This window comes from Vibrio sp. Vb1337 (assembly GCF_033338715.1).
GTDB lineage: Bacteria > Pseudomonadota > Gammaproteobacteria > Enterobacterales > Vibrionaceae > Vibrio > Vibrio alginolyticus.
Window position 1 is genome coordinate 194220 of the sequence record NZ_JAWOTD010000001.1, and the last position, 12381, is coordinate 206600.

At 43.2% G+C, this 12381-nt stretch carries 10 protein-coding genes; 7 read left to right on the forward strand and 3 right to left on the reverse strand.

What is annotated here, in order from left to right:
- Positions 1-70: 70 nt before the first annotated feature.
- Genes proX through proV form a run of 3 tightly spaced genes read right to left on the reverse strand, consistent with a single transcriptional unit; the run spans position 71 to position 3348 of the window.
- Positions 71-1078, reverse strand: a complete 1008-nt coding sequence (proX, locus tag R7E42_RS00875) for a glycine betaine/L-proline ABC transporter substrate-binding protein ProX (RefSeq protein WP_054865582.1) — start codon at positions 1076-1078, stop codon at positions 71-73.
- Positions 1071-2156, reverse strand: coding sequence for a glycine betaine/L-proline ABC transporter permease ProW (gene proW / locus R7E42_RS00880; RefSeq protein ID WP_005377778.1), 1086 nt, complete (start codon positions 2154-2156; stop codon positions 1071-1073). The genes proX and proW overlap by 8 nt, the downstream gene beginning before the upstream one ends.
- Positions 2157-2160: 4 nt before the next feature.
- The gene (gene proV / locus R7E42_RS00885) at positions 2161-3348 is read right to left on the reverse strand and encodes a glycine betaine/L-proline ABC transporter ATP-binding protein ProV (protein WP_258497300.1); all 1188 of its coding nucleotides are present in this window, start codon (positions 3346-3348) and stop codon (positions 2161-2163) included.
- Positions 3349-3786: 438 nt separating this feature from the next.
- Between proV and R7E42_RS00890 the strand changes: the two genes are divergently transcribed.
- From R7E42_RS00890 to R7E42_RS00920, 7 genes are all read left to right on the forward strand, one after another.
- A complete protein-coding gene (locus R7E42_RS00890) occupies positions 3787-5667 on the forward strand; it encodes a DUF294 nucleotidyltransferase-like domain-containing protein (protein WP_132936624.1) in 1881 nt (626 codons plus the stop codon).
- A complete protein-coding gene (locus tag R7E42_RS00895; RefSeq protein WP_318072264.1) occupies positions 5667-6413 on the forward strand; it encodes a 3'-5' exonuclease in 747 nt (248 codons plus the stop codon). Before R7E42_RS00890 ends, R7E42_RS00895 begins: the two co-directional genes overlap by 1 nt.
- A gap of 192 nt (positions 6414-6605) precedes the next feature.
- Positions 6606-8264 (forward strand): BCCT family transporter, encoded by a 1659-nt coding sequence (locus R7E42_RS00900; RefSeq protein WP_318072265.1) that lies wholly within the window; start codon positions 6606-6608, stop codon positions 8262-8264.
- A 314-nt stretch (positions 8265-8578) separates the two neighbouring features.
- Positions 8579-9112, forward strand: a complete 534-nt coding sequence (ectA, locus tag R7E42_RS00905) for a diaminobutyrate acetyltransferase (RefSeq protein WP_005393379.1) — start codon at positions 8579-8581, stop codon at positions 9110-9112.
- A 34-nt stretch (positions 9113-9146) separates the two neighbouring features.
- Positions 9147-10412, forward strand: a complete 1266-nt coding sequence (gene ectB, locus R7E42_RS00910) for a diaminobutyrate--2-oxoglutarate transaminase (protein ID WP_017820939.1) — start codon at positions 9147-9149, stop codon at positions 10410-10412.
- A gap of 14 nt (positions 10413-10426) precedes the next feature.
- A complete protein-coding gene (locus tag R7E42_RS00915) occupies positions 10427-10813 on the forward strand; it encodes an ectoine synthase (RefSeq protein ID WP_005377769.1) in 387 nt (128 codons plus the stop codon).
- 86 nt (positions 10814-10899) lie between these two features.
- Positions 10900-12321, forward strand: a complete 1422-nt coding sequence (locus R7E42_RS00920; RefSeq protein WP_005377768.1) for an aspartate kinase — start codon at positions 10900-10902, stop codon at positions 12319-12321.
- Positions 12322-12381: the final 60 nt, after the last annotated feature.

Sequence of the window (12381 nt, forward strand, 5' to 3'; positions counted from 1 at the left end):
GAGGGGCGTTTGTGTAAAAAAAGAGCCAGTTGATAACACCAACTGGCTCTAGAGGTTGATAAAGGCATGATTACATTGCGGCTTTCTTCGCTTCTTCGACCCATGCGTCGAACTTTTTCTGGTTCGCTTTGATCCAACCATTTACATGAGACTCGATGTCCGCTGAGCTGTTCTTACCTTGGCTCATCATCATATTCTGAGCACTAACATCATTGATATTTAGTTTGATGATTTCAAATAGCTTCGCAGCAGCAGGGTTTTTTTCCGTAAACTCTTTATTGGCAACGATGCGCATAGAGTTCATCTCGAAGCCGTAGTTCTTACCGTTCTCTAGTGTCGTATCAATGTCCTTACGCTCACCAGGAAGTGAAGAGAATGGCACTTCTAACCACACAACATCTTTCCCTGGAACTAAAACGCCACTTACCCAGTACGGTGTCCAAGTGTAGTAAAGAATCGGATCGCCTTTTTTGTAACGTGAGATCGTATCAGCGATAATCGCCGCGTAGTTACCTTGGTTGTGTGTTACTGTGTCACGAAGTTTGAAAGCATCCAACTGATGCTCAACAACCATTTCACACCCCCAACCTGGGTTACAACCAGTTAAGTCCGCTTTGCCATCGCCGTTTGCATCGAATAGCTTCGCCAATTTTGGATCTTTTAACTGACCAATGTTAGTGATGTTATATTTTTCCGCGGTTTTCTTATCGATCAAATAACCTTGCGCAGCACCACTTACGTATTGGCCTTTACGGAAGAACTTATCATCACCGCCCGACATCGTGTACTTATCGGCGTGAAGAGGGAACCAACCAACCGCTAAGAAAGTAGCATCACCTTTAGCAATAGAGGTGTAGCCTACGTTGTAGTCCACTTCTTTGGTCGGTTTAACATCGTAACCAAGCTCTTCAAGTGCGCGGTTTACGATCAACGTTTGAAATGTTTCTTCTGCAACGGTTGATTGAACAGGCTGAACAGTGACACCTTCACCCGGTAGTTCACTTGCCACACCATAAGTTGAAAAAGCGATAGTACTTAGAGCTCCAACAGAGAGCGCTTTCTTCCATGAATTATTCATTGATGTTTCTCCTAAGTTTTAGATCGTCTTGGTTCGTCTTTGTTTTCAGTTTTAATAGGTATGAAACAGGACCTGTGTGATACCAGCGAAGTTTAGTGTTGCCCGCATTAACCCCTAAAACCTGGGTGATACGGTCTAACAAAATCGCAAGAATAACGATGCCTAAGCCACCAACGGCAGCAAGACCCATATCAAGTCGGCCAATACCACGAAGTACCATTTGGCCTAAGCCGCCAACAGCAATCATTGAAGCAATCACTACCATAGAAAGTGACAGCATTAAGGTTTGGTTTACACCTGCCATGATGGTTGGTAACGCCAACGGTAACTGGATGCGATAAAGCATCTGTTTTTTGTTTGCCCCGAAAGAGTGGCCAGCTTCGATAAGCTCTTCAGGTACTTGCTGAATACCCAAAATAGTCAGGCGCACAACGGGAGGCAGGGCGAAAATGATCGTTACTACTACGCCAGGAACGTTACCAATACCAAACAACATAACAATTGGTACAAGGTAAACGAACGCGGGAGTCGTTTGCATTGCATCTAATATTGGCCTAACAAATTTGGCAGCGGTTTGGCTCCTTGCCAACCATATCCCCATTGGTAGCCCTATAAGCAAACAGAAGAAAACGGCGGTTAACACCAGTGCTAGCGTTGTCATCGCTTGTGACCACGCACCAATTAGGCCAATGAAAACAAGGGATACAAGAGTAGAAAAACCAAGTTTTACATTGGAAAACTGCCACGCTAGCAAAAATAAAATGAGTACCATTATAGGCGCAGGTGTAGACACCAAAGCAGTTTCAAACGACGTTAGAATAAAGTCGATTGGAACTCGTATTGCTTGGAAAACAGGTCGACCATGTTCCACCAGCCAGTTCAAACCGGACTCTACCCAGCTATCGAGGGGTAAAACCGCATCTTGGAATGGGTTCATAATATCGAATGGTGCTTGCTCTACAGTTTCTGAGTTGAGCCAATCATTACTTGGCGCGGCCTCTGTACCTTGCGACCAAGGATCATCTTGCGCAGGAGCAGTATTTGACCAGGGATCATTGTTAGTTTGCTCTGAAGACATCGTGTTAATCCTTATCTAGTGTTTGTAGAAGACGTGATTTAGTCACGACACCAAAGTAAGTTCCTTGCTCATCTACGACAGGCACGGCATAAGGAACACCAGCAACCAGACCCAAAATGTCATTAATTGACTGATCAGGCTGAAGAGTAACTTCATCCGGTAATTGAGCACTGGCTAACGAACGGTTTTCTTTATGAGCCAAACGTAGTGAATCAAGAGATACGATGCCGGAATATCGGCTAGATTTATCGACGACAATACCGTAATCACGGTCGTGATCCATCAGAATCTGCATCGCAGAGCCTGGACCGTCATTTTCCGATTTCTTAAAAACAGCCGCTGGCTTCTTGCGCGCGATATCTTTTGCTGTCAAGACACTTGCGATGTTTACGCCGCGGAAAAACGCTTCGACATAATCATTTGCTGGACTGTGTAATATTTCATCAGGTGTACCAACCTGAACAACCTCACCGTTTTGCATGATGGCGATACGGTCGCCAATGCGCATTGCTTCATCCAAATCATGAGAAATGAAGACAATTGTGCGTTTGTCATCGTTCTGTAGACGAATAAGCTCATCTTGCATCTCAGAACGGATCAATGGGTCTAAAGCGGAAAACGCCTCGTCCATTAATAGGATGTCAGGATCACAGGCTAACGCTCTCGCTAAACCAACGCGCTGTTTCATACCACCGGATAATTCGTCAGGGAAAGATTCTGCATAAGGGTCTAAACCCACTCTTTCTAAGGCGGAAAGGGCACTTTTCTGACGCTCATTAACATCGATGCCGGCAAGTTCTAAACCAAAGGCGGCATTTTCAATCACCGTCATGTGTGGCATGAGTGCGAAACTTTGAAACACCATTGAGATATTATTACGACGAACTTCTCGAAGTTCATTCTCGGAGATGTGGGCGATATCTCTTCCTTTGAGATAAACACTACCTTTAGTCGGCTCAATGAGCCGGTTAAGAAGTCGAACAAGGGTGGATTTCCCGGAGCCAGAAAGGCCCATGATTACGAAAATTTCCCCTTCATTTATGGTGAGAGATACATCGTTTACGCCGACTGTTAAACCTGTCTGTTCAAAAATACCGTCTTTATCGACGCCTTTGTCGATAAGCGAGAAGGCTCTATCTGGGTCTTCTCCAAACACTTTATACAGTCCCTTAACTTCCAGTATGGGATCCATGTTATCTGTCCTTTTTCGTGTGTTTATAACTGTTTAACGATTTGTACTCTAATTAATTTTAGTTCAACTTTCAACGAAAGGGGGTTGGTTAACTAGTTCTGCCGTGCATAGAGAATTCGTTGAGCAAGGTATGTTCAATTCTTATTTTTTATATTTAAAACAATTGCTTGTGATGTGTTTTTATCCGCCATAACGTTGCCCTGACGTAGGGTTGAATTTATTTTGAATTTTTTTGTACATTTCAACTCAACTCGCTTGCATAGATATAAGCTGTGATAGCTTAGAACTCTACATATAAAAAGGTTAGAGCTCTAATTTTTGGTTAAGGCTTGGTCCTGTGAAATCGGTTAGGTACTGTTATCCTTAGATTTATTTATTGCTTGATTTCACTCAGGGTGATATTTATCGCTGTAGTTTAGGCAACGTATGGAATAAAAAATGGAAGCCGAACAGTTAGAAGTGCTCAATTTCATTAGCCAGTACCCACCTTTTGATGACCTACCTGAAGAGCAGCTTAGAAAAATTGCTCTCAATGCCGAGGTTGCATACTTTCGGCAAGGAACAAAAATTCTTAACTTCGGAGATACGATCCGCGACTTGTATATGGTGAGAAGTGGGGCGGTAGAGATTTATCGACGTAAAGGTGAACTTTACAACAGGATTGATGCTGGTGGACTGTTTGGTCAGATGGGGTTGTTGATGAACAACCGCGTACGTATGCCAGCCAAAGCGATAGAAGACACTCTCGTTTACTGTATTCCGGAAAACATCTTCAATGAACTTTGTGATGAGTTTGAAAACTTTGCGGACTACATGGAACTGGAAGATAGCGCGCGTTTGCGAAGCGCAATATCTAGCCGCTCCGAAAGCAATGACTTTACCACCGCTAAGGCACGTAAAATCTTAGCAAGAGATCCAGTAACTCTGGAGGCAACGGCTTCAATTCAGGAAGCTGCGATACTAATGGCAGAGGAAAATGTCACCTCTCTGCTCATTATTCGCCCGACAGAGGAGCTCACAGAAGAAGATGATGAACAGCTGCTTGGAATATTGACTGATCGCGATCTTTGCATTCGCGTACTAGCTCAAGGTATTGATACCAATATTTCAGTGAGTGAGGTCATGAGTTATGACGTGGTTTCATTGGATTATAACGCCTATGTGTTTGAGGCCATGTTAACCATGTTGCGTTACAACGTGCATCATTTACCAATTTTAAAAGATAAAAAGCCGATAGGAATTATTGGCATGACGGACATCGTTCGTTACGAATCTCAGAACAGCCTATTGCTAGTGAGCTCTATTTTTCAGCAAACCAGTGTCGAGGATCTCAAGCAGGTTTCTGAACAAGTAAAAGACTGTTTCGTAAGAATGGTCAATGAAGATGCCAACGCGCACATGATTGGTCGAGCCATGTCGGTTATAGGCAGTAGTTTCAAACAACGCCTCGCTGAATTAGCTGAGCAAGAGTTCGGCCCAGCGCCCATTCCTTATTGTTTAGTCGCAATGGGTTCAATGGCGAGGGATGAGCAGCTAATTGTAACGGATCAAGATAACGCCCTTATTCTCGATAACAGTTATGACGTTGAGATTCACGGAGAGTACTTTGAAAAGTTTGCTAAATTTGTTTGTGATGGTTTAGCGGCATGCGGCTATGCTTATTGTACTGGAGACATTATGGCTACCAACCCAGAATGGCGAAAAACTCGTGCAGAATGGGAAGAATGCTTTGGAAACTGGATAGACAATCCAACCCCTGAGAGATTGTTAAATAGTAATATCTTTTTTGATCTCCTCGGTGTGCATGGGCGAGTGAAATGGGCGGAGCAATTAAGCAGCTTTATTGTGAGACGAGCGAAAAGAAATAACCGCTTTCTTGCTTGTATGGCGTATAACGCAATACGTAGGACGCCTCCACTGGGCTTTTTCAAAGACTTTGTGATGGAGAAAGATGGTCGTCATCGCAACTCGATTAACTTGAAGCGAAGGGGGACGGCTCCGTTGGCCGATTTAATACGGGTGCATTCTCTGGCAATCGGTTCGCGATCGCAAAACTCTTTCGACCGTTTAGATGACATTAATGATGCTGGCATTTTACCGAAAGGTCGAGGTTTGGATTTAAGGGATGCGATGGAGCTAATCTACATGGTTCGAATTCGTCACCAAGCCCTTGATATAGAAAATGGAGAAGAGCCAGACAACAATATTGAGCCGGAGAACATGTCTGAATTTGAACGTCGAAACTTAAAAGCAGCATTTCAAATTCTAAGTAACGCTCAGAACTTCATTAAGTTTCGATACCAGAGAAGTAGCAAATAATGTGGTTCTCAAAAAAAGTAGAAAAAGAACAGCCGTTGTTGGATACATCCCAGACGCCAGAGTGGTCAATGTTGTTCAAACAACTCGCTAAAGAAGCGAAAGACGAGAGGCTCAAACGCTACTATTCAACACCGATGGTTAATGGGAAAACACCAATTGAACAAGTGCCATTTGTCTCGGTAGACTTTGAGACAACAGGATTGAACTCGGAAGAGGATGTCATTCTCACGATCGGACTTGTGCCGTTCACTATTGATCGTGTTCAATGTAATGGTTCTGCTCATTGGGTCGTTAACCCAAACAGAGGGTTAAACCACGAGTCTGTCATTATTCACGGTATCACTGACTCTGAGGTTAAAAACGCGCCGCAGCTGTCTCAGATCTTGGGTGAAATATTGGATGCGTTGTCAGGCAAAGTGGTACTTGTTCACTACAAGAACATTGAAAGGCAGTTCTTTAATAACGCCTTGCTAAATAGCATCGGAGAGGGGATACAGTTTCCTGTTGTTGATACGTTAGATATTGAGTATGCGATACAACGCCGTGAATGCAGAGGTTTTATCAATAAGTTGAAAGGCAAGAAACCCGGTTCTGTACGATTAGGGCACGCTCGTGAAAGATATGGCCTCCCTGCTTATCAACCTCACCATGCCCTGACGGATGCGTTAGCAACTGCGGAGCTGTTTCAAGCACAACTGCAGTATCACTTTAATCGAAACATGCCAATATCTTCGGTTTGGCAATAGGCGTTATTTATGGTGAAAACAATAAAATGCAATGAGAGATAGGGGGCTTTAAGATTATGATGGCGGATTGAGTAACCGCTTATAAGAACAATGTTTTATGAACATGTGCTTGGTAGTGATGAAGACGTTTCATTACTCGAACTCCGACGAAAGTAATTTAAACTTGGTCACGTATTTTTAAGGAGATTATCCGTGAGCACCGATAATAACGGTGGCATTCAACGCACCGATGGAAAAGTAAACGCAATAGATACTGACTATCAAATTGGTCAGGATAACGTTGCGCTAAAGGTAGGCCCATTTGGCCTTGATATTCACAACCGTGTTTTTGCAATTTCTGGCTTAGCAATCGTCATGTTTGTTGTGATAACACTATTATTCCGAGAACAGGTAGAGCCGTTTTTTGCAGACCTACGAGCGGGTTTGTTACACAATTTAGACTGGTTTTTTCTCGCTTCAGGTAATATTTTTGTCATTGTCTGTGTCGGATTGATCTTCACACCATTGGGCCGTGTGCGAATCGGTGGTACTGAAGCAACACCGGATTACTCCTATGCCGGATGGTTGGCAATGCTATTTGCTGCAGGTATGGGCATTGGTCTCGTATTCTTCGGTGTATCAGAACCGATGTCCCATTTTAGTTCTGCGATTGGTGGCGTGAGCGTTGAGAATGGTGTACGTACTGACTGGGCACCGCTAGGTGGTGCAGAGGGTGATGCAACTGCAGCTTCGGCATTAGGGATGGCTGCGACGATTTACCACTGGGCACTTCATCCGTGGTCAATATACGCGCTCTTGGCTCTTGGACTGGCTATCTTTTCATTTAACAAAGGTTTGCCACTCACCATGCGCTCAATTTTTTACCCTTTGTTTGGTGAGCGTGTATGGGGTTGGACTGGTCATATTATCGATATTCTTGCAGTGGTAGCGACGGTTTTTGGTTTAGCAACATCGCTAGGCTACGGTGCGTCTCAAGCCGCAACGGGTTTGAACTTCCTGTTTGATGTCCCAATGACCAATACCACGCAGGTTATATTGATTATTGGTATTACTGCGCTCGCTTTAATCTCTGTTGTGGCTGGACTCGATAAGGGCGTGAAAATCTTATCTGAAATCAACATGGGTCTTGCAGCGCTGCTATTGCTATTTGTTATTGTTGTTGGCCCGACGATTGCGATTTTAACTGGTTTCTTCGAGAACATCGTTTCCTATGTGGCTAATATCCCTGCCTTATCTATGCCATTTGGACGAGAGGATGTGAATTACTCTCAAGGCTGGACGGCGTTTTACTGGGCGTGGTGGATTTCTTGGTCACCATTTGTGGGTATGTTCATCGCACGTGTGTCTCGCGGTCGTTCAGTTCGTGAGTTTATTATTTGCGTTATTCTTATCCCATCTTCAGTTTGTGTGTTATGGATGACGGCTTTTGGCGGTAACGCAATTAGCCAATACGTTAATGATGGCTACGAGGCGGTGTTTAACGCAGAACTACCTTTAAAACTTTTTGCCATGTTAGATGTTATGCCATTGGCTGAGATAACATCTTTTGTCGGCATTATCTTAGTCGTGGTGTTCTTCATTACCTCTTCTGACTCAGGATCACTGGTTATTGATACTATTGCTGCGGGCGGTAAGGTCGATGCACCAACGCCACAACGCGTGTTCTGGTGTACGTTTGAAGGTTTGGTTGCGATTGCATTGATGTTGGGTGGTGGTCTAGCTGCTGCTCAAGCAATGGCGGTGACGACTGGTTTACCGTTTACTATTGTTTTACTTGTTGCAACGGTATCTTTGATAAAAGGTTTGATGGATGAACCTCGTCCAAAGGCGGTTTCTAAGAAATCAAAATAACTAGTATCAGCAGTTAAATTATTGATAAAAGCGGTATGCGAAAGCATGCCGCTTTTTTTTGGATTTCTATTTTTCTCTGAGAAATGAACAGCATGGAAAACGGTCTTATTCTGGTTGTTTTTTGTACTGTGCATTTAGGTGACTATTTAATAAATTAGACCTCGAACTATTTTAACTTTTGGTTAATAGGTTTATTTTTGTGATTTGAATCACAAAAATACCGATAAAAAGGCGGATTATTTGATTTTTAGTCGCGAGGGATGCCCATAATAAAAAGGAAATTTAATTAGACCTCAAAGGATATGTATTTTCACATGATCACATCAGCACCTTGGGTCCTTTATCCAGAGATTGGAGAAGACTCAAGTAAAAAATGGATTTTTCGTGAGCCTAAAATCTCTGATGGTGACGACATTTACAGCTTGATTGCAGACTGTCCTCCATTGGACATGAACTCATCTTATTGCAATTTCCTACAGTCTACGCATTTCAGCAAAACCAGTATTTTGGTTGAGCAAAAAGGCGAAATCGCAGGTTTCATTTCCGGTTATCAGAAACCAGACGAGCAAGACGTTTTATTTGTCTGGCAAGTTGCAGTCTCACCTCGCTTTAGAGGTCATGGTTTAGCATTCCGCATGTTGAAAGAACTTCTCACCCGAGAGGAATTAGGCGGTGTTAAATCGGTAGAAACTACCATCACGGAAGATAATAAAGCCTCTTGGGCACTGTTCAAAAAGTTAGATGCGATGAACGGCAATTCTGGCCAAGTAAGCACATTTTTGGATGAAGAAGCCCACTTTAAAGGCAAACACGATACAGAATATTTGTATCGCATTCCTCTCAAATAATCCTCAAACAATAGGAATTAAAAACGGTCTCATCATGGATATTTTCAAAAAGCAGGAATCCAACGTACGCTCATATTCAAACAATTTCCCGGTCGTTTTTCGTAAAGCGAAAGGCTGCTGGCTAGAAACAGAACAAGGTGAACGATACTTAGACTTCCTTGCTGGAGCGGGATCTCTAAATTACGGCCATAACAATCCAGTACTAAAACAAGCGTTGCTTGAGTACATTGAAATGGACGGTATTACTCACGGTTTGGATATGCACTCAGAAGCGAAAGCATCGTTTCTGGAAGCGTTGGATACTTACATCCTTAAACCAAGAAACTTGGATTACAAGGTTCAGTTTACGGGCCCAACAGGTACTAACGCTGTTGAGGCGGCATTGAAGCTGGCTAAAAAAGTAAAAGGCCGCGACAGCGTCGTTGCGTTTACTAACGGTTTCCATGGTTGTACTGCTGGCGCACTGGCTGCAACGGGTAACCAGCATCACAGACAAGGTAACGGTTCTAGTCTAAGTAACGTCACTCGTATTCCATTTGAAGGTTACGCTGGCGTAGATGGTCTTGCGCTGTTCGAAACCATGCTAAATGATAACTCTGCAGGTATGGATAAACCAGCCGCTGTACTTCTTGAAACTGTGCAGGGTGAAGGTGGTTTAAATGCTGCTTCAAACGAGTGGTTACAACGTTTGAGCAAAATCTGTAAAGCCAATGACATTCTTGTGATTGTCGATGACATTCAAGCAGGTTGTGGACGTACCGGTACTTTCTTTAGTTTCGAGCCGTCTGGTATCCAACCGGATATCGTGACGCTATCGAAGTCGATCGGTGGTTACGGTTTGCCGATGGCTGTCGTATTACTTAAGCCTGAGCTTGACCAGTGGAAGCCAGGCGAGCATAACGGTACGTTCCGTGGCAATAATCACGCCTTTATTACTGCTGCAAAAGCACTAGAAATTTACTGGGCAAACGATGATTTTGAAACACACATCAAGCAGTGTTCAGACAAGGTAAGTGCTGTTATTGACCGTTGTGTTCGTCGCTTTCCACAAATGTTTGTGCAGAAAAAAGGCCGCGGCATGATGGTTGGTATTGAATGTATCAATGGCGACATGGCATCTGAAATTGCGAAAAACTGTTTCGAGAATGGAATGGTGATAGAGACAGCGGGTCCAGACGATGAAGTTGTGAAGTTCTTTTGTCCACTAACCATCAGCGAATCAGAGCTAGATCAAGGACTAAGCATCTTTGAAAATGCAGTAGAGACTATCGCTGCGAAACATTTCAAACAAGCATCTTAATAAGGATTTTAATTATGATCGTCAGAACTCTAGATGAATGCCGCAACAGCGAACGACGTGTTGTTTCAGATAACTGGGAAAGTGTCCGCATGTTGTTGAAAGACGACAACATGGGTTTCTCTTTCCACATCACAACGATTTATGAAGATACAGAAACTCATATTCACTATCAAAACCACCTTGAATCGGTGTTTTGTATGAGTGGTGAAGGTGAGATTGAAGTTGTAGGTGGAGAAACGTACCCAATCAAACCAGGTACATTATACATCCTTGATAAACACGATGAGCACTACTTGAGAGCTTATAAGAATAAAGAAATGGTAATGGCGTGTGTGTTTAACCCACCGATTACTGGCGCTGAAGTGCACGATGAAAACGGTGTTTATCCTCTCGTTGACTAAAAGATGATGGTGGGGTGCTTTGCCACCCCACACTTTACTATCTCTTCTTTTTTCTTTTTAAAGTTACCAATCAAAAAAGGCTTATCATGACATTTACCGTAGAAAAAATCGGCGGTACATCAATGACAGCATTTGATGCTGTTCTCGACAATATTATTCTTCGTCCCAAAACACCATACAATCGTATTTTTGTCGTATCTGCATACGGTGGTATGACCGATGCGCTGCTTGAGTGTAAAAAAACCAGTAAACCAGGCGTTTATCAGCTTATCGCGAAACGCGACGACAAATGGGAAGAAGCGTTAGCGTACGTTGAAAGCCGTATGTTGCTGACCAATGAAAATATTTTTGCGGACCCAATGAATCGTATCCGTGCGGATAAATTCATTCGCTCCCGCATTGCTGAAGCGAAAAACTGTATCGCGAATATTTTAGAAACCTGTCAGTACGGTCAATTTTCGTTGCGCCAGTACTTGCCTCAAATTCGAGAGTTTCTCTCGTCTATCGGTGAGGCACATAGTGCTTACAACACAGCACTAAAACTAAAAAATATGGGTATTAACGCTAAGTTCGTTGACCTGTCTGGTTGGGATAATCAAGCGCCAAGAAGCCTTGATGAGTCGATCAGTGACGCGTTTGCTGATATCGATGTATCAAAAGAACTGCCAATCGTGACAGGTTATGCTTACTGTAAAGAGGGCCTAATGCACACTTATGACCGAGGTTATAGTGAGATGACATTTAGCCGAATTGCAGCAATAACAAAAGCGGATTTAGCAGTAATTCACAAAGAGTACCACTTGAGCTCAGCGGACCCACGCGTTGTTGGCCCTGAAAAAGTATTACCAATTGGTAGTACAAACTATGACGTAGCAGACCAACTTGCCAACCTTGGCATGGAAGCGATTCACCCAAATGCCGCTGCGGGTTTGCGTGAAAGTGGTATTGAGCTACAGATTAAAAATACATTCGAACCTGAACACGAAGGTACTTTGATCTCTTCAAGCTACCGCCCAGAAGAAGACAAAGTCGAGATCATCGCAGGTAAAGAGAAAGTATTTGCACTGCATTTGTTTGACCAAGCAATGGTAGGAAAAGCCGATAACGTTAGTTACGAATTGATGGAAATCATCTCCGATGCTCGTGTAAGTTTGGTTGGTAAAGAGATGAACGCTAACTCTATTACTTACTATCTAGGTGGCAGTACAGATAGCTTAAACAAAGTATTGTATAAAGCCGAGAAACGTTATCCTAATGCCTCGATTAAAGGTCGTATGGTCGCGCTTATCTCAGCCATCGGTTCTCAAATTGATACCAACAAGACGTTGGCGAAAGGTGTGCTTGCATTGATGAATAATGGCGTTACGCCAGTTGCACTGCACTCATCATTGAGAAATGTAAATGTTCAATTTGTTGTCGGTGATAAGGAATACCAGCACGCGATTTGCGCATTGCATGATGAGTTTTTCCAAAGTAGCAGTTTAGCTAAATCGGTTAATGTGGCTTAGTTTATCCACGGTTAAAATACAAAGGAGAGCAGGTTAGCTCTCCTTTTTTGTTTTTCAGTT

Coding starts and splice junctions, on each gene's coding strand:
- proX (WP_054865582.1), bottom strand. CDS start 1,078: ATGAATAATTCATGGAAGAAAGCGCTCTCTGTTGGAGCTCTAAGTACT.
- proW (WP_005377778.1), bottom strand. CDS start 2,156: ATGTCTTCAGAGCAAACTAACAATGATCCCTGGTCAAATACTGCTCCT.
- proV (WP_258497300.1), bottom strand. CDS start 3,348: ATGGATCCCATACTGGAAGTTAAGGGACTGTATAAAGTGTTTGGAGAA.
- R7E42_RS00890 (WP_132936624.1), top strand. CDS start 3,787: ATGGAAGCCGAACAGTTAGAAGTGCTCAATTTCATTAGCCAGTACCCA.
- R7E42_RS00895 (WP_318072264.1), top strand. CDS start 5,667: ATGTGGTTCTCAAAAAAAGTAGAAAAAGAACAGCCGTTGTTGGATACA.
- ectA (WP_005393379.1), top strand. CDS start 8,579: ATGATCACATCAGCACCTTGGGTCCTTTATCCAGAGATTGGAGAAGAC.
- ectB (WP_017820939.1), top strand. CDS start 9,147: ATGGATATTTTCAAAAAGCAGGAATCCAACGTACGCTCATATTCAAAC.
- R7E42_RS00915 (WP_005377769.1), top strand. CDS start 10,427: ATGATCGTCAGAACTCTAGATGAATGCCGCAACAGCGAACGACGTGTT.
- R7E42_RS00920 (WP_005377768.1), top strand. CDS start 10,900: ATGACATTTACCGTAGAAAAAATCGGCGGTACATCAATGACAGCATTT.